Below are 22,639 nucleotides of genomic sequence, written 5' to 3'. Positions count from 1 at the left end.
GATCAACATTAGAGAATGCCCGCTGGACGCCCGACCGATTTCAAACCTGAGTTCAACGATCAGGTCGAAATGCTTTGCGCCCTAGGTGCTACAGACGACCAGTTAGCCACGTTCTTCGACAAAACCGAGCAGACGATCAACAATTGGAAGAAAGCTCATCCCGAATTTTTTGAGGCCATAAAAAGGGGCAGGCTCAAAACCGACACGAAAGTTGCAGATAGTCTGCTGCAAAGGGCTTTGGGTGCGGAGTGGATTGAGCAGAAAGAAGTGAAGCTCAAAGTCACTGAGTATGAGAACGGCAAGAAGGTTCACGAGGAAGAGCGTGTCGAGATCGTAGACCTAAAGAAGGCGGCGCCACCTGATACTGTAGCTGGCATCTTCTGGCTCAAGAACCGGCGGCCGAAGGAATGGCGTGACAAGGTGGATCACAACCACTCGTCCGACCCGTCAGCACCGCCAACCTTCACCATCAAGATCGACAATTCCTAACCCACGGTGAGTGAAAGAGTACACCTACCAGCGGCCTAAGCTCTACGCCAAGCAGTCTCAGGCGTTCTTCAACGACAGCCGATACTCCTGGATCGAAGGCAGCACGAAGAGCGGCAAGACCGTCTCGTGCATGGCCTGGCTGTTCGAACAGTCGCTGATCAAGGGTAAGCACGGCCGGGAGTTTTGGTGGGTTGCACCGGCCACCGGCACCGCCAAGATCGCCTACGGCCGGATCAAGCGTGGGGCACCGGCGGGCCTGCTCCGGTCGAACGATACCGACTCCACCCTGACCAACACCCTGAACGGCGCTGTAATGCGCTTCAAGACCGGCGAGAAGCCGGACTTGCTGTATGGGGAGGACGTGTGGGCCGCGGTTCTCGATGAGGCCAGCCGGGTCCGTCAAGAGGCGTTCTACGCCCTCCGCTCGACCCTGACCGCCACGCAGGGGCCGATCCGCCTCATCGGCAACGTGAAGGGCCGGGGGAACTGGTTCTACAAGGGGTCACGCAAGGCCGAGGCGGGGGAGCCGGGCCACTCCTACCACAAGATCACCGCCCTCGATGCCGTCGCCGCCGGGGTGTTCCCGCAGGCCGAGCTGGACGACGCCCGGCGGACCCTGCCGGAGAACGTGTTCCGGGAGCTGTACCTGTGCGAGCCATCCGACGACGGCGGCAACCCCTTTGGCATCCGCCACATCGGCAACCAGGTCGCGCCACTCAGCACCATGCCGCCGGTCGCCTACGGGGTGGACTTGGCAAAGTCGGTGGACTGGACGGTGATCACCGGTCTGGATGCTGCCGGCCGCACCTGCCTGCACGAGCGGTTCCAGAAGCCGTGGCGGGACACCATCCGGCACGTCCGCCTGATCTGCGGGAACGTCCCCACGCTGATCGACAGCACCGGCGTCGGCGACCCCATCGTGGAGGAGCTGCAGGCCGACACCGGCCGGGCCGAGTTCAGCAACTTCCAGGGCTACAAGTTCTCCTCCGCCTCAAAGCAGATGCTCATGGAAGGTTTGGCTGTTGCCATTCAGCAATCTGAAATCTACTATCCTGCGGGAGTAATTGTCTCAGAGCTGGAGTGCTTCGAGTACGAATACACAAGAACGGGGGTTCGGTACTCCGCGCCAGAGGGCATGCACGATGACTGTGTTATGAGCCTTGCCTTGGCTAACCGTGCCCGAACAACCCGTGGACCTGAACCGCAAGTGATTGTTTTGGAGTAATGGCGTGGTTTGACTTCCTGCGTAAGAAAAGCCAGCCGGCTCCTGGGTCTCAGTCCTTCTTTATCCTCGGCGGCGACTCCGCCGTTACCCGCACCCTCGATGCCTACCTGAGCGAAGGGTACGCCGGGAATCCCATCGTCTATTCCCGCATCAGCGTCATCGCCAAGAACGCGGCCAGCGTGAAGCTGGAGGTGAAACAGGGCGACGCCGACAAGGTGCTGACCACGCACCCGCTGCTGGACCTGCTCAGGAAGCCCAATCCGACGCAGAACTGGAAGGAGTTCGCCAAGGAGCTGGTCACCTTCCACCAGGCGGCCGGAGAGGCGTTCGTCATTCGCTACCCGGCCACTGGCCCGGCGCAGGAGCTGTACTGCCTGGACCCCCGGTACGTGGAGGTGGAGCGCGACAAGGGCGGCAGTGCGGTGCCCGCCGCCTACCTCTACGGCACCGGCGAGAACAAGAAGCGATACCGGGTCAACCCGCTGACCGGCGAGTGCCAGGTGCTGCACATCAAGGGGGCCAACCCCCTGAACACGTTCCGTGGCCTCTCCGGCTTGTCGGCCTCGGCGGTCGCCGTGGACACCCACAACGCCGGTGGGCGCTGGAACAAGAACCTGCTGGCGAACAGCGCCCGGCCGTCAGGGGTGTTGGAGCTGGGCGCCAGCGTCCACGAATCCACGCTGCAGCAGATCAAGACCCACTTCCACCGCGCCTGGCAGGGCGCCGGCAACGCCGGCAGTGTTCCCGTGCTCACCGGCGGGGCGAAGTTCACGGCGCTCTCCCACAACCCGAAGGACATGGATTTCAGCTTGTCCATGACGGAGGCGGCCAAGAACATCGCCCTGGTGTTCGGCGTCCCGCTGCCGCTCGTCACCACCGAGGCCGCCACGTTCAGCAACATGGAGGCTGCGCTGGAGCGCCTGTGGAGCGACACGGTGCTGCCGCTGCTGGATGAGGTAATCGAGGCGCTGAGCGACTTCCTCGCGCCCGCCTACGGCAAGGGCCTGACCCTCCAGTACAACGCCGACAGCGTGCCCGCCCTGGAAGCCAAGCGCGCCCGCAAGTTTGAGCGGATGTGGAAGGCGGTCGATGCCGGTCTGCTCACGCCGAACGAGGCGCGTGTCGAAGTCGGGTTCGATGAGTCCGACGAGGAGGGTGCCGACAAGCTCTACATGAAGGGCACCATGAAGCCGATGGAGAAGCTGGGCGAGGACCCGCCTCCACCGGCCGCACCGGCCGCCGACGAACCGGCCACCGGCCTAGCCAAGGCCATGAAGGATGCGGGCTTTGACCCCGCCGACGTGGTCAAAGCCATGCGGGAAGAGTTCGGAGTGAAAGACGCGGCTTGAGCGACACTGCGCTGCTCGCTCGGTGGGACAAGCTGATGGTGTCCGTGGAGCAGCCGTATGCTCGCGCCATCCTGCGGGAGAAGAACCGCTACATCGACGCCGCTGCCGCCTCCTTCCCCCGTCACCAGCGCCTGACCGACGAGGACCTGTACGAACACACCAACAAGATGCTCGCCCTGGCCGAGCACTACCAGCGTATCGCCATTCGCATCGGCATCGTGGAGGCGCTGAAGGACCAGAAGGCCGCGCTGCCGACGCTGGAGCGGAAGGAAGGGTGGGACGCGCTGTGGTTCTACCTGCTGCGCCGGTGGATTGCCGAGCGCGGGGCACAGGCGGCTAAGGAGACGGCCGCGACAACCCGCGCCGACCTGCAGCGCATCATCGACAAGGCCCACGCGCTGGACGTGGAATTCAATCCGGTCCAGGTCGCGGCCGACCTGCTGAAGGCGAAGGCGCTGTCCGCCTTCCGGGCCATGACCATCGCCCGGACCGAAACCCACAACGCCATGATGTTCGCCAGCCAGGAAGGGGCGGCGAAGGCGGGCCGGGACAACGGCGTGACCATGCTGAAGCGGTGGGTGCCGGTGCAGGACGAGAGGACCCGCGCGAACCATGCCGCCATGTCAGGTCATCCGGCCATCCCAATGGAGGCGATGTTCACGGTCGGCGGCGAGAAGATGGAGCGGCCAGGCGATTGGCGGGCATCGGCAGCGAACGTGGTGCACTGCCGATGCGTGCTGGCATACAAAGTTGACGAGAATCAATAGTGACTATCAACGCGCAATGAATACTAATGCGACACGACTGGGATCGACAGACTGAAAATTTTTATCAGTCGCATAGAACTCGCAACGCACCTTGAGGCGAATCAATGCATTGTACTGATTGGGAGCATCGTACTCAATTTCTCTTTCGTAAAGAATGGGATTGCCCGAACTTGCCATCCATTGAGTCATCTCAGACTGAGGAATTTTCACGTTAGCATTGCGTGCGCGATTTGCTATAAACTCGCTACCTTCAGTACTTTGCTCAGTGTAGGCGATCCGTTTGTAACCAGATGGAGACGCTAATCCAGCTTTAATCTTGTCCTCACAAGCTGACGTGACCTTGTTTTTTAGCTTCTGCTCGGGAGACTCCGCAACATTGCATCCGGCTATCCAAAGAGTTGTTAAGGCGAAAGCAAAAGCGGCGAAAGTCGGTGATGTGCAGAGCTTGTTCCTGTCTTTTAAGCTAAACATCCTGCCGCCAATCCCCGATGAGCTGTAAAATCTTCAACATCCAAAACAATCCGGCAAATTCAGGGCAGGCATAGAGTCAGCGAAACAATCAAATAATTTTATAACAATTCTGCTTGCCATATTTGGAGTTTAGCAGGTTAAATGAGCGCAAGAAGGTTTGGTCAATGCAAAAAAAGCAGGTTCTCCAGTTCAACGCCGAGATTAAGGCGGCTGATGGCGATTCCGGCATCTTTGAGGGTTATGGCTCCGTCTTCGGCGTTGAAGATTCCTACAACGAGATCGTGGACAAGGGCGCGTTCACCGCCTCGCTCAAGAAGGGCATGCCCGCCCTCCTGTGGCAGCACTCCGCCCACATGCCTATCGGCATCTACACCGAGATGCGCGAGGACGGACACGGCCTGTTCGTGAAGGGTCAGCTGAACCTGGAAGTGCAGCAGGGCCGGGAAGCCTACTCGCTGCTAAAGCAGGGTGCGCTCAAGGGTCTGTCCATCGGCTTCATGACCGAGAAGGACCGCTACGACACGGAAAAGCGCGTCCGGCACCTGGAGCAGGTGCGCCTTATGGAAGTTTCCCTGGTCACTTTCCCGGCCAACCCGGAGTCCAATGTGGACCGGGTGAAATCTGCCCCGGAGAGTGAACGGGATTTGGAGATTGTCCTGCGGGATGCAGGGTATAGCCGCGAAGATGCGAAAGTGATCGTGTCCAGCGGGTACAAAGCGATGCTGGCACGCCGGGAGGGTGGGGACTTGGCCGCTGCAATTGTCGGGATTGAAACCCTGACGCAACGGATAAGAAAGTCTCTACCAAGTGACAACGGGAATCGAGCAGCTTAACGCAGCTGTTAAAGACCTGGGCACCAGCTTCGACGAGCTGAAGAACGCCCACGAAACCGCGACCAGGGAAATCAGCCCGGCTGTAAAGGCCGAGATTGACCGTCGCGCCGAAGAATCTGCGACCAAGTTCGAACAAGTACAGGCCATGCAGGCGAAGCTGCAGGCTGCTTTTGAGCGGGGTGGTGAACGCACCAGCGAGGACGACGCGGGCAAGAAGAAAGATGCCGACCAGCGCGACGCCCTGAAGCACTACCTGCGCAACGATGATCGCGGAATGACGCCGGAACAGCTGAAGCAGCTGAGCACCGATGACAACCCGAACGGCGGCTACCTGGTCCCGACCGGCACCCTCGGGATGATCAACGCCCGCATCTTCGAAACCTCCCCGATCCGCCGGCTGGCGGACGTGCGACCGACCTCGCTGAAAAGCGTCACCATTAATCTCGATGACGACGAGGCCGCTGCCCGCTGGGAAGGTGAAGGCACCACCAGCGGTGAAACCGCCACGCCGGGCATAGGTCAGGTGGAGATCGTCGCCAAGAAGATGGAGGCCGAACCTCGCATCACCATGGAGGACTTGCAGGACAGCGAGTTCGACATGGAAGCCTGGCTGATCCGGAAAGTCAGCGAGAAGATGGGCCGCCTGGAAAACACCGCCTTCCTGACCGGCAACGGTGTCACCCAGCCGCGCGGGATTCTGACCTACGATGCAGGTGTACAGGGCGCCGATTACGTCCGTGGCCAGATCGAGCAGATTGCCAACGGCAGCACCACGGCGATCACCGAAAACGGCCTCATCGACCTGATCGGCTCGCTGAAGGAGGAGTACCAGCTGAACGCCACGCTGCTGATGAAGCGCGCCACGCTCGTCAGCATCATGAAGCTGGCTGGTACCACGAACTACCGCTTCCTAAACCTGCAGCCGTCCGGCGCACCGGGTCAAACCGGCAAGGTGCTCGCCCCGTCGATGATGCTGCTGGATCGTCCGGTCGTGCTGGCGAACGACATGCCGGTGGTGGCGAACGGCGCTCTGCCGATTGCCTACGGTGACTTCTCGGCCGCGTACCAGATTCTCGACCGCGTCGGCATCTCGGTTCTGCGTGACCCGTACACCGCCAAGGGTCGCATCAAGTACTACACCACCAAGCGCGTTGGCGGCGGGGTGAAGAACTTCGAAGCGATCAAGCTGCTCAAGGCCGCCTAAGATCCAACGATAAATCAAGAAAGCTAAATCTATGGCTCAATTTGATATCCATAACGATTTGCTGGCGCGGGTGGCTCTTAATACGGCCACCATTGCGGCCAGCGCGACCACCAACGGCGTCATCATCGATACGCAGGGCTTCAACGCCCTAGAGTTCTTCCTGCAGGTCGGTACCCGGACGGACGGTAGTTTCACCATCCAGCTCCAGCACGGTGATGACCCGGCCCTGGCCGATGCCGTGGCAGTGGACACCGCCAAGGTGCTGGGCAACGCGGCCCTGACCGCCATTACGGCAGCCAACAGCGTGCGCCGCATCGGCTACGTCGGCAACAAGCGGTACGTCCGGGCGCAGGTCGTCAGCACCAGCGTCACCTCCGGCGCAACCGTTGGCGTGCTGGCCGTGCTCGGCCGCCCGAACCTGCGGCCCACGGCGGCGAACTAAGTTCCCCCGGAAACGGGCGGCTCCGGCCGCCCTCAATCCCAAGAAAGAAAAGTCCATGGGTACTGTACGAATCAAGATGCTGCGGAATGATCGCGGCTCTGAAGATGGCGTGTCCGTAAAGCACTACGAGCGCGAGCGGGAATACGATGTGCCGACCGATTTCGGGCAGCGGTTCATCGACGCCGGCTCCGCTGAACTGGTCGCCGACCTTGCCTCCAACGACAACAAGCCCGAGACCCCCAGCCAACCCTCCGGCAAGCAGCCTGGCACCGATGGTGACGCCACGCCCGTCTACGTGCCCGGTAACGTGTACGACATCGACGGCCATGTGTGCGTCGCTGTCGAAGGCTCTGACAGTGCGGATGACAGCAACCCCACTGTGGGCCTTCTACCAGTCGAGCAGCTGACCGACGAAGAGCGCAAGGCCCTCGTGGCCGAAGGCAAGCTGACCGAGGATGGCAAGGTGCCGGAAGCCAAGGCCCAGCCCGGCGCGCCTGAGAACCGCGCTCAGAACGGCGCGCCGCAGAACAAGCGCCGCTAATGCTGCCCGGCTACGCCCGCCGCTACAACCGCCGTGTGCCGTCCCTCGTGGCGGCACCGGCCGTTGAGCCGGTCGCGCTGGCGGACCTGAAGCTCGCCCTTAAGATCGACGGCACGGACGAAGACGGGCTGCTCACGGCCCTGATCGGGACCGCCCGCCGGCTGGCAGAGGACTACACCCGCCGCGCGTTCATCACGCAGACCTGGCTGCTGACCCAGGACAGTTTTTCCTCCTACGCTGAGGACGTGCCGCCGGCCGGTGTCGTCCTCGCACCGTCTCCCACCGCGTTGTTGGACCTGCAGACCGTGCACCTGCCGCGCGGGCCGATTCAGTCCGTCACCTCGGTGAAGGTCACCAGCCCGGCCGGGGTGGAGAGCACGGTGGCCGCGTCCACCTACTGGCTCGACAAGGCCAACAGCGACCTCGTGCTGACGCAGGGTCAGAGCTGGCCGACCGACCTGCGGGATGCCGCCGGTGTCGCCATCACCTACAAGGCCGGGTACGGCGACGCCGCCACCGATGTGCCGGCGGACATCCGCCAGGCCGTCCAACTGCAGGCCGCCGCCCTGTACGAAGGCTGCGGTGACGTAGCGCCGACCGTCGCCGCCATTCTGGACCCGTACCGGCTCCCTGAGGCGTTCGGCATCCTGTGAGCTGCAGGTGCGCCAAGAACCGCTTCACGTCGGGCGCGCGGACCCGCATCACGTTGCAGATGCCTTCCGCAACCGATGACGGATACGGTGGGCGGACGGACGCCTTCACCGATCTCTCCACCGTATGGGCCGTGGTCGAACCCATGGCGGGCCGGGAAAACTACATCAGCGGCCAGCTGCAAAGCCGCGTCGATGCGCGGGTCACGATCCGTTACCAGGCCGCCCTTGCCGACACGATCCAGACAGCCAAGCTGCGGATCAAGTACGGCGCCCGCCTCTACAACGTCCACCACGTCCTCAACGTCGCCGACGACATGAAGACGGAGGGCCGGGCGTACCAGCGCCTGCTCTGCACTGAGGGGGAACCCTCATGACGGTGCGGAACACTGGCCGGCTGATCCGGAAGCTCCAGGCCCTGCCGCTCGATGCCCGCGCCGGGATCGGCCGGGCGCTGACCGTCTCCGTCGTAGAAATGGATGCCCATGCGAAGACGCGGATTCAGGGTGGCGGGCGCTCGGGCCGCACCTACCGCCGGCGCGGTGTCACCCACCAGGCGTCCGCGCCGGGCGAGTTCCCGAAGACGGACCGGGGCCAGCTGGTGGCCTCCTTGTTCTTCCGGGTCGGTGGTGATCGGCTGTCGGCCATGTTCGGCACCGCGCTGCTGTATGGCCGCTACCTGGAATATGGCACCAGCCGAATGGCCGCCCGTCCGTGGCTCCGGCCCACCTTCCGCACCCTGGAGCCGCAGGCGCGCCAGCGCATCAGGGATGCCGTACAGGCCGCGTTGAGGGCCGCCCGTGGCTGAGACCTCCGCCGCCGTCACGAAGGCCGTGGTGAGCCGCCTGCGCACCGCGGTGCCGGACCTGTTCGGCCGGGTCTACTCCGACGTGCCGCAGGCGACGCCGTTCCCCTACGCGCTGGTCAGCTCCTCGGCTGTGCCGTTCGCCGCCAACGACTTCTCCGGCCAGACCCACGCCCTACGCGTCCAGCTGTTTAGCCAGGCGGACTCGAAGAAGGAACTGCTGCTGCTCCAGCAGGCGGTGTTCAACGCTTTGGACCGGCAGGAAGCGTCACTGCCGCTGGATGCCAGCGAACTGATCCGGTTCGAGTACGCCATGTCCGATCAGCCGTTTAAGGAAGACGACGGCAAGACGTGGCAATCGGTGATCGAGTTTAGCGTCGATGCAGTTTAAGTGTTGCCAGAGCAAAGCTTTGCAAGATAGATTTTCGATAAAGAAAGGGTAACGAGGTGGCCGCACAAAAAGGACGCGATTACGTCATCAAGTATAACACTACGGGCAGCACTTACGTTGCTATTGGCGGCATGCGTGAGCCAAGTTTCACGATTAAGAATGACACTGTGGAAACTACTTCGGCCGATGACGCCGGTATCCGCAAGCTCCTGGCTGGCGGTGGAGTGACCGCTGTGACCGTCAAAGGTAGTGGGGTTTACGTTAACGACACCGTGACTGACACTCTGCGCGCTGCTGCACTGGCAAGTACCCCGGTAAAGCTGCAGTTTGTGGTGCCTGGCACGGCTGCCAAGACCGTCGCCTCCACCTTTATCATCACCGATTGGGAAGATTCGTCGTCCTACAAAGACGCTGGTGCTTATAGCGCGACCTTCGAGTCCGCCGACGTTGTAACGATCACCTAAGAAAGCCGGGCATGTGGAGAATCTGCAACGGAATGAGCTGAGGATTGAGCTGGCCGGAGAAACCCGCACGCTGCGGGCGTCCTTCACGGCCATCAGAGCCATTGAGACAGCGTTGGGAAAGAGCCTGGTGAAGATTGTGGACGATCTCAGCCTGCGCGGGGACATCTCGGTGACTGACACAGCGGTGATCATCTTCCACGGGCTCAAGGGCTATGACGACACCCGGCTGACCATCGACCAAGTGGGTGAGGCCATTGTTGGCGAACCTTTCCGCGACATGGCGGCAGCGGCGGCCCATTTCCTGAGCATCGCCTTGAAGGGGGCGCCCGGCGTGGGAAAGCCGGAGGAGGCGAAAAGCTAGAGGAGCTGCCGTGGCCGGACCTGATGAAGTCCGCCCTCGGCTTTCTCGGGTGGTCGCCTGCGGTCTTCTGGGAAGCCACCATGTACGAATACACCGCCGCCATTGAAGGTATGATGATGGCGAAAGGTGTGAAACAGGACCAGACAATGAGCCGGAACGAACTTCTGGACTTGCTGGCGAAAGAACAACGCGCAACGAAAGCGGGGTAATTGGCAACGCTCGACTCGCTGGTCGTTGAGCTGAAGGCGGACATCAAGGGGCTGCAGGCCTCGCTACGCACGGCCACCGGCGACATTCAGGCGTTCGAGCGAAGTTCGGGGCGTGCTGGGAAGGCGGTTGAACAGGATTTGGCCGGTGCCACCAAGAACGCGGGAATGCTTTCCGGCGCCCTTGGCGGACTAAGAAGCCCCATCCTCGGGATCGGCGCGGCCTGGGGTTCCATAGGTCTCCTAAAGGGGTTCTTTGATGCTGGCGTGAGCATGGAATCGCTCAACGCCAAGATGCTCGTCGCTACCGGTTCCGCCGATAAAGCCGCCGAAACCATCGGGTTCCTTCGCAATGAAGCTGAGCGTCTGGGTTTGCGCTTCATGCCGATGGCAGATCAGTTCGGGAGCTTTGCTGCAGCCGCGACAAGGGCTGGACTTAGCCTGGAAGAAACCAAAGCAACGTTTGTCGGGGTCAGCGAAGCGGTTACCGCCCTCAAACTTTCGAACGAGCAGGCCAATGGCGTCTTCTACGCTCTGCAACAGATGGCGTCGAAGCAGCGCGTCAGCATGGAAGAACTTGGGCAGCAGTTGGGCGAGCGTCTGCCTATTGCCATGGATGCTGCCGCAAAAGCTATGGGCCGGACCACACCAGAGCTGATGAAGATGATGGAGGCTGGGGAACTCAACGCCAAAGAATTTCTGCCGAAGTTCGGTCAAGCGGTGCGAGAAAACCTCGGCGAAGCGGTGGTGCAATCCAGTCAGTCTGCGAACTCCAACCTGAACAGATTACGGAACTCCATCGATAATCTGAAAACGTCTGTCGCCGAAGGCGGCTTCATGTTCGCGCTGTCGGAGAGCTTCAAGGCGGCGGCCGAAGCCATCAACACCCCGGCGCTGCGCGACGGCCTCACCGTCATCGGCCAGGTGCTGGGCGGAATCGCCATCATTGCCTCCCGCGTCGTCGCCGGGCTGGCGATCATGGTTCAGAAGCTGACCGAGCTGGGCCAGAAGGCGGCCACGATCAACAGCGGAGTGTCGCCGGCCTCGAAGGCGCGCGGCATTGTCACCAACCCGGACCGGCCTTCTGCCGGCGCGCTCGGCGGGAAGCAAACTAGCTTCATTCCCGAGATGCTGCCGGGCAACGACATGACGGCCGCGCTCGATACTGGCACCATGTCCGACGCCTCCCTGTCCGGCACAGCGCGCCCACGGCAGGGCGTACAGACTGGAAGCACGCAGGACCCCTTTGAACAGCTGCTGGCGACGCGCCTAGCGCTCGTGCAGGCGTACAGCGATGCCACGGTGGCGGTGGAGCAGGGCAAGAACGACCAGCTGCGCACGCTGAACGAGGATTACTGGGCTGAGGCGCAGAGCGGCCTGGAAGGGTTCCTTGGCATCCAGCTGCGGACGCAGGAGCAGATTAACGCCGACAGCGTCGCCGATCAGGCGCAGACGTTCCGCACCACGCTGCAGCAGGCCGCCAACCACAACAAGGCGTTCTTCGTCCTCGAAAAAGCTGCCGCCATCGCTCGCGCGGTGGTCGCGGCGCGGGAATCCGTCGTCTCGGCCTACAACTTCGGCGCGCGGATCGGCGGCCCGGCGCTCGGCGCGGCCTTTGCCGGGGTCGCAGCGGCGGCGCAGGCGGCCAACATCGCAGCGATTGCCTCGGCCTCATACGGCGGGGGCGGTGGCGGCGGCTCAAGCTCTGGAGGCGGAGGGTACACGCCCTCAGGCGAGAACCAGCCGGCCGACAACCTCGGCCGCCCGCTCAAACCTGCCACGCAGGTCTTCATCAGCCTGGAAGGGGCGGACAGGGCGGAATACAACAAGGACCAGCTGCGCCGCCTGATTGAGCAACTGAACGATGCGCAAAAAGACGGTTCAAGGCTGGAGGTCTACGCCGCATGACGCTGCTGATCCTCCCCAACAGCACCACCGTCCAGAACCCATGCCGGATTGCCTACGACAACCTGCTGGAGCGCGGCGCCGTCGCGGCATCGAGCGAAGACCCGTCCTACCCGGTCGCCAACGCCTATGACGGGCTGACCTGCGATTTCTTCCGGCCCACCGCCACCGGCACCGTCACCATCACGCTGACCCTCCCCATGGGCGGCACAGCGAACTACTTCGCGTTTTACAACCAAGACTTGTTTAAATCAGGCGGCAGCATCGGCCTGCAGTACTACGATGGGACCGCCTGGCAGAACGCGACGCCGGGGGTGACGCCCTCGAACAACGCCCCCCGCATCGTGTTCTTCAACCCGGTCACGGCGACGCAGTGGCGGGTGCTCATCACCTGCTCGCAGCAGTTCAACCTCGGCGTGGTGAGCTTCGGGCAGTACCTGGCGCTGCCCTACGGGATGTACCTGGGCTGGACGCCGCCACGGCTCGGCCGGGCGACCAAGCTGACCACCAGCATGTCGGACGCAGGGGCCTTCCTCGGCCGGCGGATCATCGGCAACGGCATCCGGACCGCATTGCAGCTGCAATACGCCAGCGACGCTTGGATGGACGCCAACTGGCTCGGCTTCGTCCGTCACGCGGAGCAGAAGCCGTGGTTCTTCGCCCCGCAGGTGGTGAAGCGGCCGAACGACGTGGCGTTCTGCTGGACCGAGGATGAGATTCCGCCGCCGACCCACACCCACTACGGATTCATGGGCACCACCATCAACCTGCGGGTCGTGGTGGAGTGACCGACTACGATACGCTCAGGGTCAAGGTCGGCGGGCGGCCGATCACGATGGTGGAGATCGACCTGGATTTCTGCGGCCTGACCTACGGCGTCGCGCCGTGCACCGCGGCGCTCGGCACCACCGGTAGTCAGAAGTGCTTCAACACGTTCAAAACCTGCCAGGCACCCGGCGCCTACACCAAGGGCGTCAAAACCTACCGCTTCTGCTCCGCCAACGCCTTCCTACCCATCGGTGAAACGATCTTTCCCTACATCGAGGACGTGGATATCGCGCCGACCCAGCTGAAGCCCTCGGGGTTCTCGGTCAGTGCGTCGGTGACGGTGACGCTGCGGGACTTCCCCTACCATGACCGTGGGGTCGACCCCTACGCCGGCACCCGTGGTTACGACCAAGCAGCGCAGGGGTCGTTCTTCGGCAAACTCCGCGCCCGCAATCCCTATCTGGTCAACCGGGTGATGCGGGTGAACACCGGCTACGTGGACGCCGACCGGACGGTTTACACCAAGACGCGGACCTACTTCATCGACCGCATGGAGGGGCCGGACGCCAACGGCGTGGTCAAGCTGATCGGCAAAGACCTGCTGCGGTTTGCGGAGACAGACAAGGCGGAAGCGCCGGTGACCAGTAAGGGGGCACTGGGAACGGCCATCACGGCGGCGGATACCAGCCTGATGCTCCAGCCCATGGGCATCGGCGCTGAGTACCCCTCCTCGGGCACCGTCCGTGTTGGGGACGAACTGATCCAATACACCGGCAAAAGCGGAGACCAGCTGTTCGGGTTCACCCGGGGGAGCGACGGCACCGCCCCGGCGAGCCATGACGCGGACGACGCCGTGCAGCTCTGCATCCGCTATACGATGGCCTCGGTGCCCTCGGTGATCGCGGACCTACTGACCACCTACGCCGGGATCAGCAGCAGCCGCATTCCCCTTCCGGCCTGGGAGGACGAGGCATCAACCTGGCTCGCCGGGTTCACGATCAGCCATGTGCTGAGCAAGCCGGAGGGCGTCCGCAAGCTGGTTGAAAGCCTGCTGGAGAGCGCTGCGTGTTCGCTCTGGTGGGACGAGCTGGATGCCGTGCTGCGGTTCAAGGCCATCGTCCCTCAGCCACCCTCGGGGGCGGTGCCGGTGTTTGATGAGACGCGGCACATCCTGGCCGGCAGCCTGAAGGTCAAGGATCAGGAGAAGGACCGCATCAGCCGGGTCGTCATGTACCTCGGCCTGAGCACGCCAGTGAAGGATGTGAAGAAGGAGAACTTCCGCTTCATCAACGTCACCGTCGATGTGGATGGGGAGAGCTCCAACGCCTACGGCACCTCCGCCACAGAGGAGATTCTGAGCCGGTGGGTGCCGAACCGGACCATCGCGCAGCAGATCTCCTCCCGGCTGCTCGCCCGCTACCAGGAGACGCCGCGCGAGGTGACGCTACGGGTGGACGCCAAGGACCACACCCTGCGCACCGGCGACCTCGTGGATGTGACCAGTCGCCTTATCCAGAACCCGGACGGCTCGCCCGGCTACATCCGATACATCGTGACGGAGGAGCGGGAGGCCGAGGTTGGCACGCACTACGAATATGTCCTGCTGCAGGTGAGCAGCACGGGCGTCGGCAAACTCTGGCAGATCGCCCCGGACACCCTGCCGGACTGGACGACGGCCACGGCCAGTCAGCAGCAGACTTACATGTTCATCAGCGATGATGCGGGCGTGATGAGTGACTTGCAGCCCGGCCCAAGAATAAACTAAGCTGCAATCAAGAAAGAATTCCATGTGGTCGACTATGTTTCCATCCCGGACGCGCAGATAAATCAGGACCGTCCGGTCACCAAAAGCCTGATGCGCGCGCTCAGGGACAACCTACTGGCCGTAATCTCAGGGGCGCTCGGCGCTCCCCGTATCCAGCCTGAGGCCATCGGTGGGTTCACGGCCGGCAACATCCTCCTGCACACCAACGCTGCGGCGGTCGGCATGACCAACGCCGACTCCACCGGCATGCAAGAGTGGAAGGCCACGCGGGTGCAGCACGACGGCACCTACCGGGTGAAGTTCACCTTCAGCGTCAACGCCGGGTACGGGGCGACATGCCAGCTGTACGTCGATGACGTGGCGATTGGCACGCCCACCACGGCCAACGGCAACACCGTCGAAATCTCGAACGACGTGACCGTGCAATGGGGGCAGCGGGTCAACATCCGCGGCAACGGCGGCGGGGCGCCGGGGAGCAGCGGGGCGACAGTCTCGAACCTGCGCATCTACGCGAACAAGCCGGTCAGCTTCGGGACGATCTCCTGATGCAGAAGTTCACCAGCACCATCACCGATCAAGGCACCGGCGCCGTCAAGGCGCTGCAAGGGGCGCAGGTTTACATCTACCAAGGGGGCAGCAACAATCTGGCGACGATCTACCAGGACAATGAGACGACCGGCAGAACCAACCCGCTGATCACGGATGAGTACGGCTTTGTGGAGTGCAAAATCCCCAATGGCACGTACGATATCTACGTCGCAACGGGAACCATCGTCAAAAAGATTGCTGGGTTCTGCGCCTTCGACGGTAGCACTGTGGCCGTCAGCATCACGATGCCGGGACAGTTCACCGTCACCGGTGGTGTGAACGTCACCTGGAAGAACCAAACGGCCAACACCTTCCTGGCCGGTCCGGCGAGCGGCAGCCCGGCGGCGCCGACATTCCGCAAGATCGCTATGGCCGACATGCCGTTTACGGGCACGGCCGACACCATGAAGTACCTGCGCGGTGACGGCTCGTGGCAGAACGTGCCAACCGCTTTCACCCTCGGCTTCGAGAGCGCAGAGCAGACAATCGAGAACGCCGGGCTGCGCACGATCCCGCACGGCCTCGGCGTCGAACCGAAACTCATCTACGGCGTTCTCGTCTGCAAGACCGCCCAGAGCGGCTATGCCGTGGGGGACCGGGTACAGGTCCCACTGGCCTTCAACGGTGCGGACGTTCCGTGCGCGGCGGCGGTCGTGGCAGACAATCAGAACATCAGAGTTCGTTACGCCAATAACCCAAACTCAATCCCGTTCGTTGGACTGGATTTCAGCACCGGAAACGGCATTCAATACACAAACGTCAACTGGCGTTTGATCATCCGCGCTTATGCCTGATGAAGTATTTTCTTGCCCGGCAGGCGCGACCACGTCTATCTTGAGCGCAGTAAGAAAAGGGTGGGTTATTGAGCCGCATTTCGCCTGTCAGAGATTTCGTCACCGTTGATATTTCATCGACCGACTTCACTTCCAGCAACGGGTTCAACTGCATTTACGTCGGCACAACGGGGAATGTCACCGTGCTGAAAGCCGACGGCTCACAGGCCACGCTACCGAACATGGCGGGCGGCATGTGGCATCCCGTGCAGGGCAAGGGGATCGTCCGTAGCTCGACCACGGCAACCGGGCTGGCTGTCGGCTTCTCATGAGCCTCGGGATCGGCATTGGCGTTTCAGTAGTTCTGCAGTCGGCGCAGTCCAGCACGGCTGCCTGGGCTGCGGAGTATGCCGCCACCGGCCTCGCGCCGGGCATGTCGTTCCAACGGGCCAGCACGGCCTCCTACACCACCAGCACCCGCCAGCGCGCCACCGCCGCCAACAACACGCCCCGGTTCGACTACAATCCGTACACCGGCCAGGCGCGCGGACTCCTGCTGGAGAAGGCCGGAACGAACTACCTGCGCAATTCCACCATGGTCGGCGCCGTCTCCGGTTCCCCCGGCACGTTCCCGACGAACTGGGGCAACAACTCCAGCGGCAGTTACACCCGCACACAGACCGTTGGCGCCATCGGCGAGATGAAGACCCACACGGTTCGATGGGTGAAGGCGGCCGGGACACAAGCCGGGTTCGGCTTCTACCTGGACACCAACACCGGCATCCCTGCCGTGGCCGGCGATGTGGTTGAGTTCACGTTCCCAGCCCGGCTTACGGGCGGGTCGCTCGACAACATAGCGTCCATCCAAGTGATCCTTGCCATCCGCGATGCCGCCGGAAATTCGTCAGGCAACGCACTGCAGGGACCTGCCTATCTTTCGGAAGTGATCAACGACGACTTCGTGATGCTCACCACGGGGCCGATCACTGTTGTAGATGGAACAGGGACGACTGCCTTTGTGCGCCCGCTTTTCCAGGCGCTGGACACGACCGGGGCGGTAGACATCACGCTGACTTTCGCGGAACCGATGGTAGAGAGAAACGAGGTTTCGACCCGCACCAGCTTCATTCCCACCAGCGGCACCACAGCAACCCGCGCCACCGACGTGGTGCGGTACAACAACCTTAGCAATCTCAATTACGAAGCCGGGCAGGGCTACCTCTTGGTGGAGTTTGAGCCACTTGCTCGACCGACCGTCGCGCGGGTCGCCAAATTCGATGATGGCACATCGGCCAATACCATCGGCGTGGGCTTCCGCCCTGACGGGACTTCCAGCGGATACGTCACCAATGGCGGCACCTTCACGGCGGCGCTGACCAGTGGCGAAGTCACCATGGGCACGACCAACCGGGCGGTCATCGCCTGGGACGCCAACGGCCTGATCCGCATGTGCTGCAACGGGGCGACCGTGGCTAAGGCCACCGGCGTTACCGTGCCGAACTTTTCCGGCATGCGGATCGGCGAGGACTTTTACGGTACGATCAGCCGGGTGGAGTACGGGAAGGTCAACCTGACCGATAACCAGATGCGGGAGAAAACCCGCGCCGGTTCAGTCGTCGATGTGCTGATTATCGCCGGTCAGAGCAATGCGGACGGCTTCCCGCTGAAGACGACTTTCCCAGCCGCTGCCTTCCCCCTGTGGCAGCGCATGCAAACCGCCATCTACATGTACAATAAGCCAACAAAGTACGCGGCTGGCGGAGCTTTCAACTTCGACGCGGCCAGCTACGTGGACGACGGTGCCTGGTGGAAGATGGGCACGCTCTACAACCCGGCCACGATGATCAGCAGCATGACCATCGGCAACACGCCGGGGCAGGGACAAGAGGTTGAGAGCGTCCGTCGGCTCGGTATGGAAGCGTACCTCGGCCAGCTCTATGCTGCCGCCAATCCCGGAAAAGAACTGCGCATCATTAAGATAGCCTGCCATAGCAGTTCACTGGCAAATGATTGGCGTCCGCAGACGCAGGCTGCGGGATACCTATGGAACTACTTCAAGGACTACGTGTACGGCCCGGCCATCGCCGACATTGTTGCTCAAGGACGTGTGCCGAACGTCATCGGTATGGTGTGGGCACAGGGCGAAGGCGATGCGACCGGCGCCTATAGCGCGGCTTACCAAACCAACCTGCAGAGCTTGATCGACCGTATCAATGCGCTGCCCTACACACCCCGGCGCATCGTGATTGGTCGCATTGCCGCCTACTACGCGACCATCAGTAGCGGCCAGACTGTGCGCGCCGCACAGCAAACGGTGAGCACGGCGAATTCGCCGCAGACGGTCATGGTGGATACAGATGCCTTCGAAGTGTCCCCTGGGACTGGGGGCGTGAACATCCACTACACGGGACTGGGCCTGCAGAGCTACGCCAACGCCGCGTGGAGCATCATCAACAGTTAGCGCGTCCGTGAACTACCAAGATTTCTACTTCCGTTTTCCGAACCGCCAGACGGCGCTTTCAGCCACCTCGTCCCTGCAGCCGCCCGTCGCCAACGTGGACCATATCGGCGCCATCGCCGGCGGCCCGACAGGGTGGCACGTCAACCTCCGCCTCCAGCAGGGGCAGGCCGTGCCGGCGGGTATGACAGCCTACCAGATAGCCGCGCCGCTGTATCCGAAGCGCGTCTGGGCCGCCAACGTCGAGAGCATGGCGTGATGGCCGAGCAGTTCGACCCACCGATTCAGTACGTCGAGGACGGCCAGCTGAAACAGATGGCGCTGTCCAAGGCGGTGCTGACGCTGTTCAGCGGCGGACGCCAGCTGGATGCGATGCCGGCCAGCTTCGATATCGCCCTGCGCAGCGGCGCCGCCAACGGCCTCAAGGAAGCGGTGTTCGTCACCGCCGACGTGTTTTTCGCCAGTGTCATCGAGATGGTGAACGAGGCGCGAGCTGACCTCGTAGCGAATGCTAAGGCGACCGACCAGGCGCTGCAGGATCAGCTTAACACGATCAACGGCATGCCGGTGCTGAAGCCGATCAACCCGGCGCTGGCAGTGCCCTACACCGCTGGCGTCGCTATTCTGGCCGCCACTACCAAAACGGTGGTCGTCGCTCTTCCTGGCGTCGTCAAGGACGAGCCGATCATCGCCAACCCCACCAGCATGCCCGCCGGCTGGGGTTTCTCGGGCGTAAAGGCGTCGGCGAAGGATCAGCTGACATTCACCCTTACCCTGCCACCGATTGCGATCAATGGAACCGGCACCTGTACCTTCTCCGTTTTCGCTCAGAGAAAGCTGGTGATGTGACCAAATCAACGATTCAAAAGTTCATTGATCCGAAACAGGTCACTACCTGGATGATGGGTGCGATGATTTTTGTCGGAACTGCGGCCTTCAACACTTGGCTCCGGGCCAATGACAACTCGCGTCGGCTGGACGTTCTCGAAAAGACTGTTGAGCAAATGGCCGTTCAAAACGTCAAAACCGCCGAGACGATGCAAAGCATTCAGATCCAGATCACGGCGCAGGGCGGCGACATCAAGAACATTGACACCAAACTTGATGGCCTCCGACCGATCCTGAACATGCTGACCCTTACCGCCCGGGCCGGTGGCGGCAAGTGAGCATCACGCTTTACGTCCAGCGCCACGGGGAGGTTGGCAATGCCACCCTCGGGACGCTCACGGCCTGCGGTGTGGCGACGATCCTGCCGCAGATACACACCCTGGAAGATCGGTGGCGCGAGAACGCCAAAGGCGTCAGCTGCATACCGGCCGGGACTTACCGTGCCGTCCCCCATGGCTGGAAAACCACCGAGGCGGTGAAGTTCAAGAAGGTATGGCGGCTGCTCGATGTGCCGAAGCGAGATGCAATCCTGATTCACGCCGGCAACTCCGACGCGGACACCGAGGGATGCATTTTGGTTGGGATGAAAAAAGCCGGGGACCGGATCGTGGAAAGTGTGAAAGCCCTTGACCTTCTCCGGCAGTCCATCGGCGAGCAAAGCATGACGGTTGTGGTGCGAGACTATAAGTGATTTAATCGAGAAAACGAAAGACAGAAAAGTGCCGAGCTTCCTTACAAAATTTGCAGCAGAAATTGCCAAGGGGACATTCACCTTCGTCCTCGGCCTTTTCTGTATCGGTGGCGCGACGCGCGTGGCCGATTTCTATCAAATTAAACCCGCCCAGTCCGTTCTCTCCATCGTTGACGGTGTGTTGGTCCAAGAGCGCTCCACCGTGGTCGCTCAGGGGCCGGTGGTCGTTGTCAGCGACACATCGGTTCTGACCGGCGAGCCGGCGGCGCGGTAGTGAAATGGCTCAAGGAGCTGTGCGCGTGGGTTCTTGGGCTGCTAGCCTTCCGGGAGATCACGCTGCAGGGCGAGCGGCAGCGGCGACGTGCCGATGATGCGGAAGCCGCTCTGGACACGTCCCAGCGAGCCGACAAGGCTGCTGCTGGCTATGACGCTCTGTCTGACGCTGAGCGCCTGCAGTACCGCGAGAAGCATGGCGTCTACCGCGATTAGCTGCCGGTGCCCTACGCGGGAGGTGCTGTGCGCCACGCTGAAGCCCATTCAGGTCAGCCGGTCGGACAGCAGCCGGACGCAGGATGACGCCGGCCGCGCGCGGGCGGTGTGGGAGGCGACATGCCTCTGAGGCAGCAACGGGATGAGCAGCTGGCGCGGATCGCCGCCTGGCTGCGTGGCTTTTCTGGCTGGGGCACCGGCCTCGCCGTTGGTCTGTTGATCGCCGTGTTCTTGCTGATCCCGGCGCTCCCGGTGATCGGGCCCCTGGTGCTAACCTTCGTTGCCCTGGCGGTCGGAGGCGTCCTGCTGCTGATCGTTCGGCGCAAATAAAAACCCCGCCGGAAGGGACTCAAGCGGGGAACCATGCCTGCGTTATACTGGAAAGAGAAACTGCAGGCGTAATGTAGATATGATCCGAAAGGCTTTCTCTCGTCAATCCCCACGCGAACGGACTCGCCTTTCATGATTGGTGAAACTACATGCTCGTCAACATGCGAGGCGCAGTGTAGAAGCGGCATGCAAGGGAGCGTCGGCAAGCCGCCGATTAGGCATGATAGATATGGCAGAAGAACAGAAAGAAGAAAAAAAGACGAAGGCGTGCACGAGCTGCGGTGACCAGATTCCCCATGCAGCTGTCGTTTGTCGGCAATGCCGAAATTATCAAGGCAGGTGGTGGTGGTGGCGCACAGCCGGCGTCAGCCTGCCTTGGTTTGTGGCTGCAGCGTCCCTTGTGACGCTGGCCTTCCAAAATTTCAAAGAAGTACGAAGCACCTTTGGGAGCGAGCTTGACGTTTCCATTGTTAGTACGGACGATGTAGGAAACCTAAACGTGTCATTTTCGAATGGTGGCAAAGTCCCCGCCATCTATCGCAACTCTGGTTTCGTTTCCTGCGATCAAAAAGAAGTCTCGCCCAAAAATTACGGTTGGGAGCATATGTCCACTCTGATCATGAGGGGGGAACATGACGTTGTTCCCCCAATGAGAGTTGATCTGGTGATATTTTCTCCTACCGCCGAACTGGTAGGATATCTCAGAACCAAGAAAGACGCAGACTGTGAGGTCTTGTTCAGTTTCGTTGATGGAAAAGGTCAGGGATCTGTGAAGGCCGTCCAACTTGATGAAATGACGCGGCTGGGGATCGTCAATCGAAGCAAAAAGTGAATGGCCCGGGTTTCCCCGGGCCGTCAACGCTATTCTGCTGCCATCTTTCCGGCTCGGGCCTGTTCGACCTGAGCGTTGAGGAAGGTTAGCGCCTGGGATGCGTAGGACGCCGCGCTGGTGATCGCCCGGTGATCGCCTTTGAGCACTTTCACCCATGAGGCGATGTAGCTGGCCTGCGTGCGGGTCGTCGGCGGGATGCCGAGTTGCGCACAGAGGAAGGCACTGCCGAGTTCGGCAACCAACTCCTCGTAGGCGTACGCCTCGTCCCCAAACCGCTCGCCGTACTTGCGGGCCAGTCGGTCCTTGTGGCCGGTGGCGTGGACCGCCTCGTGTGCCAGTGTCCCGCTGAACGCCTCGTCGCTGCTGAACCGTTTCAAGTCCGGCACCTCGATCTGGTCAAGGGACGGAATGTAGCGGGCAGACTGGCAGCCGAAGTTGATAGCCGTCACCCCAATATCGCTGACATAGCGGGTCATTGCCAGCTTGTACTCCGAGGGCGGCAGCATCTCCGGCGGCTTCAGGTAGGTCGGCGGGACGTTCTCGCACTGGTCCAGGTTGAAGACCCAGAAGACGCGCAGCATGGGGATTTTACGCCCCTTGTTGCCCTCAGATTCCTCCTTGGGTTCGAGGAATTTCACGAACACAACCTTCTCGGATTTCTCACCTTTCTTGATGCGGGCGCCGATCTCGTTTGCCTGCTGATAGGTCAGCCAGGCATGTGTTCGGAACCCGCGCTCCATAGTGGCAGCCCAGAGGGCCAGGATGTTGATGCCGCTGTACGGCCTGCTGCTGACCGCATTGGTGGGCAGTCGGATTGCGGCGCAAGAGCGGTCCGCGGTCCACGGCTTTACCCATGCCGGCACTCCTTCTTCCAAGTCACGGATGATGCGAGCGGTGATCTCTTCTTGCCAGGCTTCAGACAAGTTTTTGCTTTCGGACTTGCTCATTAGAGCC

At 61.9% G+C, this 22,639-nt stretch carries 32 protein-coding genes; 30 read left to right on the top strand and 2 right to left on the bottom strand.

Features of this window, described 5'->3' with window-relative positions:
* Nucleotides 1–15: 15 nt before the first annotated feature.
* From AAHG03_RS08855 to AAHG03_RS08840, 4 genes are read left to right on the top strand one after another with little or no spacing between them, the layout of a single operon-like run.
* Entirely contained in the window at nt 16–489 is a 474-nt protein-coding gene (locus AAHG03_RS08855; protein ID WP_342150246.1) for a hypothetical protein, read from the top strand.
* A 10-nt stretch (nt 490–499) separates the two neighbouring features.
* Nucleotides 500–1,714, top strand: coding sequence for a hypothetical protein (locus tag AAHG03_RS08850; RefSeq protein ID WP_342150245.1), 1,215 nt, complete (start codon nt 500–502; stop codon nt 1,712–1,714).
* Entirely contained in the window at nt 1,714–3,063 is a 1,350-nt protein-coding gene (locus tag AAHG03_RS08845) for a phage portal protein (RefSeq protein ID WP_342150244.1), read from the top strand. The genes AAHG03_RS08850 and AAHG03_RS08845 overlap by 1 nt, the downstream gene beginning before the upstream one ends.
* Nucleotides 3,060–3,830, top strand: a complete 771-nt coding sequence (locus AAHG03_RS08840) for a phage minor head protein (protein ID WP_342150243.1) — start codon at nt 3,060–3,062, stop codon at nt 3,828–3,830. The genes AAHG03_RS08845 and AAHG03_RS08840 overlap by 4 nt, the downstream gene beginning before the upstream one ends.
* Nucleotides 3,831–3,836: 6 nt before the next feature.
* On the opposite strand, the gene AAHG03_RS08835 is transcribed toward AAHG03_RS08840, so the two are convergent.
* Complete coding sequence (locus AAHG03_RS08835) at nt 3,837–4,301, bottom strand: hypothetical protein (RefSeq protein ID WP_342150242.1); 465 nt, start codon at nt 4,299–4,301, stop codon at nt 3,837–3,839.
* 164 nt (nt 4,302–4,465) lie between these two features.
* On the opposite strand from AAHG03_RS08835, the gene AAHG03_RS08830 reads away from it, so the two are divergent.
* The 26 genes from AAHG03_RS08830 to AAHG03_RS08705 all read left to right on the top strand — a co-directional run bounded on the left by AAHG03_RS08830 (nt 4,466) and on the right by AAHG03_RS08705 (nt 21,685).
* Nucleotides 4,466–5,134 (top strand): HK97 family phage prohead protease, encoded by a 669-nt coding sequence (locus AAHG03_RS08830; protein ID WP_342150241.1) that lies wholly within the window; start codon nt 4,466–4,468, stop codon nt 5,132–5,134.
* Nucleotides 5,109–6,338: a phage major capsid protein gene (locus AAHG03_RS08825; RefSeq protein WP_342150240.1), complete on the top strand. Its 1,230-nt coding sequence runs from the start codon at nt 5,109–5,111 to the stop codon at nt 6,336–6,338. Before AAHG03_RS08830 ends, AAHG03_RS08825 begins: the two co-directional genes overlap by 26 nt.
* 31 nt (nt 6,339–6,369) lie before the next feature.
* On the top strand, nt 6,370–6,780 hold the full coding sequence (locus AAHG03_RS08820; protein WP_342150239.1) for a hypothetical protein: 411 nt from the start codon (nt 6,370–6,372) through the stop codon (nt 6,778–6,780).
* Between the two features lie 55 nt (nt 6,781–6,835).
* Nucleotides 6,836–7,321 carry a hypothetical protein gene (locus tag AAHG03_RS08815; RefSeq protein WP_342150238.1) on the top strand — a complete coding sequence of 162 codons (486 nt, stop codon included), beginning with the start codon at nt 6,836–6,838 and terminating at the stop codon, nt 7,319–7,321.
* A complete protein-coding gene (locus tag AAHG03_RS08810; protein WP_342150237.1) occupies nt 7,321–7,974 on the top strand; it encodes a head-tail connector protein in 654 nt (217 codons plus the stop codon). The genes AAHG03_RS08815 and AAHG03_RS08810 overlap by 1 nt, the downstream gene beginning before the upstream one ends.
* The gene (locus tag AAHG03_RS08805) at nt 7,971–8,348 is read left to right on the top strand and encodes a phage head closure protein (protein WP_342150236.1); all 378 of its coding nucleotides are present in this window, start codon (nt 7,971–7,973) and stop codon (nt 8,346–8,348) included. Before AAHG03_RS08810 ends, AAHG03_RS08805 begins: the two co-directional genes overlap by 4 nt.
* Nucleotides 8,345–8,779 carry an HK97-gp10 family putative phage morphogenesis protein gene (locus AAHG03_RS08800; protein ID WP_342150235.1) on the top strand — a complete coding sequence of 145 codons (435 nt, stop codon included), beginning with the start codon at nt 8,345–8,347 and terminating at the stop codon, nt 8,777–8,779. Before AAHG03_RS08805 ends, AAHG03_RS08800 begins: the two co-directional genes overlap by 4 nt.
* Nucleotides 8,772–9,167, top strand: coding sequence for a DUF3168 domain-containing protein (locus tag AAHG03_RS08795; protein WP_342150234.1), 396 nt, complete (start codon nt 8,772–8,774; stop codon nt 9,165–9,167). Before AAHG03_RS08800 ends, AAHG03_RS08795 begins: the two co-directional genes overlap by 8 nt.
* A gap of 56 nt (nt 9,168–9,223) precedes the next feature.
* Entirely contained in the window at nt 9,224–9,631 is a 408-nt protein-coding gene (locus AAHG03_RS08790; RefSeq protein ID WP_342150233.1) for a phage major tail protein, TP901-1 family, read from the top strand.
* A gap of 13 nt (nt 9,632–9,644) precedes the next feature.
* Entirely contained in the window at nt 9,645–9,992 is a 348-nt protein-coding gene (locus AAHG03_RS08785; RefSeq protein WP_342150232.1) for a GTA-gp10 family protein, read from the top strand.
* A gap of 5 nt (nt 9,993–9,997) precedes the next feature.
* Nucleotides 9,998–10,201 (top strand): phage tail assembly chaperone, encoded by a 204-nt coding sequence (locus tag AAHG03_RS08780; RefSeq protein ID WP_342150289.1) that lies wholly within the window; start codon nt 9,998–10,000, stop codon nt 10,199–10,201.
* On the top strand, nt 10,202–12,106 hold the full coding sequence (locus tag AAHG03_RS08775) for a tape measure protein (protein WP_342150230.1): 1,905 nt from the start codon (nt 10,202–10,204) through the stop codon (nt 12,104–12,106).
* Complete coding sequence (locus tag AAHG03_RS08770; RefSeq protein WP_342150229.1) at nt 12,103–12,891, top strand: hypothetical protein; 789 nt, start codon at nt 12,103–12,105, stop codon at nt 12,889–12,891. The genes AAHG03_RS08775 and AAHG03_RS08770 overlap by 4 nt, the downstream gene beginning before the upstream one ends.
* On the top strand, nt 12,888–14,636 hold the full coding sequence (locus tag AAHG03_RS08765) for a hypothetical protein (RefSeq protein ID WP_342150228.1): 1,749 nt from the start codon (nt 12,888–12,890) through the stop codon (nt 14,634–14,636). The genes AAHG03_RS08770 and AAHG03_RS08765 overlap by 4 nt, the downstream gene beginning before the upstream one ends.
* A 24-nt stretch (nt 14,637–14,660) precedes the next feature.
* Nucleotides 14,661–15,182, top strand: a complete 522-nt coding sequence (locus AAHG03_RS08760) for a hypothetical protein (RefSeq protein ID WP_342150227.1) — start codon at nt 14,661–14,663, stop codon at nt 15,180–15,182.
* Nucleotides 15,182–16,018 (top strand): hypothetical protein, encoded by an 837-nt coding sequence (locus tag AAHG03_RS08755; RefSeq protein ID WP_342150226.1) that lies wholly within the window; start codon nt 15,182–15,184, stop codon nt 16,016–16,018. Before AAHG03_RS08760 ends, AAHG03_RS08755 begins: the two co-directional genes overlap by 1 nt.
* A gap of 68 nt (nt 16,019–16,086) precedes the next feature.
* Nucleotides 16,087–16,329 (top strand): spike base protein, RCAP_Rcc01079 family, encoded by a 243-nt coding sequence (locus AAHG03_RS08750; RefSeq protein WP_342150225.1) that lies wholly within the window; start codon nt 16,087–16,089, stop codon nt 16,327–16,329.
* Nucleotides 16,326–18,458, top strand: coding sequence for a sialate O-acetylesterase (locus AAHG03_RS08745; protein WP_342150224.1), 2,133 nt, complete (start codon nt 16,326–16,328; stop codon nt 18,456–18,458). The genes AAHG03_RS08750 and AAHG03_RS08745 overlap by 4 nt, the downstream gene beginning before the upstream one ends.
* A gap of 7 nt (nt 18,459–18,465) precedes the next feature.
* The gene (locus AAHG03_RS08740; RefSeq protein ID WP_342150223.1) at nt 18,466–18,714 is read left to right on the top strand and encodes a hypothetical protein; all 249 of its coding nucleotides are present in this window, start codon (nt 18,466–18,468) and stop codon (nt 18,712–18,714) included.
* Entirely contained in the window at nt 18,714–19,304 is a 591-nt protein-coding gene (locus AAHG03_RS08735; protein WP_342150222.1) for a hypothetical protein, read from the top strand. Before AAHG03_RS08740 ends, AAHG03_RS08735 begins: the two co-directional genes overlap by 1 nt.
* Complete coding sequence (locus tag AAHG03_RS08730; RefSeq protein ID WP_342150221.1) at nt 19,301–19,621, top strand: hypothetical protein; 321 nt, start codon at nt 19,301–19,303, stop codon at nt 19,619–19,621. The genes AAHG03_RS08735 and AAHG03_RS08730 overlap by 4 nt, the downstream gene beginning before the upstream one ends.
* Complete coding sequence (locus tag AAHG03_RS08725; protein ID WP_342150220.1) at nt 19,618–20,034, top strand: DUF5675 family protein; 417 nt, start codon at nt 19,618–19,620, stop codon at nt 20,032–20,034. The genes AAHG03_RS08730 and AAHG03_RS08725 overlap by 4 nt, the downstream gene beginning before the upstream one ends.
* A gap of 28 nt (nt 20,035–20,062) precedes the next feature.
* Nucleotides 20,063–20,308 carry a hypothetical protein gene (locus AAHG03_RS08720; protein ID WP_342150218.1) on the top strand — a complete coding sequence of 82 codons (246 nt, stop codon included), beginning with the start codon at nt 20,063–20,065 and terminating at the stop codon, nt 20,306–20,308.
* Nucleotides 20,308–20,523: a hypothetical protein gene (locus tag AAHG03_RS08715; protein ID WP_342150216.1), complete on the top strand. Its 216-nt coding sequence runs from the start codon at nt 20,308–20,310 to the stop codon at nt 20,521–20,523. Before AAHG03_RS08720 ends, AAHG03_RS08715 begins: the two co-directional genes overlap by 1 nt.
* A gap of 120 nt (nt 20,524–20,643) precedes the next feature.
* Nucleotides 20,644–20,853, top strand: coding sequence for a hypothetical protein (locus AAHG03_RS08710; protein WP_342150215.1), 210 nt, complete (start codon nt 20,644–20,646; stop codon nt 20,851–20,853).
* A 229-nt stretch (nt 20,854–21,082) separates the two neighbouring features.
* Nucleotides 21,083–21,685, top strand: coding sequence for a hypothetical protein (locus AAHG03_RS08705; protein ID WP_342150214.1), 603 nt, complete (start codon nt 21,083–21,085; stop codon nt 21,683–21,685).
* A gap of 29 nt (nt 21,686–21,714) precedes the next feature.
* On the opposite strand, the gene AAHG03_RS08700 is transcribed toward AAHG03_RS08705, so the two are convergent.
* Nucleotides 21,715–22,632 carry an ArdC family protein gene (locus AAHG03_RS08700; protein ID WP_342150213.1) on the bottom strand — a complete coding sequence of 306 codons (918 nt, stop codon included), beginning with the start codon at nt 22,630–22,632 and terminating at the stop codon, nt 21,715–21,717.
* Between the last annotated feature and the right edge of the window lie 7 nt (nt 22,633–22,639).

This window comes from Methylorubrum subtropicum (assembly GCF_038442325.1).
Classification (GTDB): domain Bacteria; phylum Pseudomonadota; class Alphaproteobacteria; order Rhizobiales; family Beijerinckiaceae; genus Methylobacterium; species Methylobacterium subtropicum.
The sequence above is the reverse complement of the archived record's forward strand: the minus strand, read 5'-3'. Positions and strand labels throughout refer to the sequence as shown.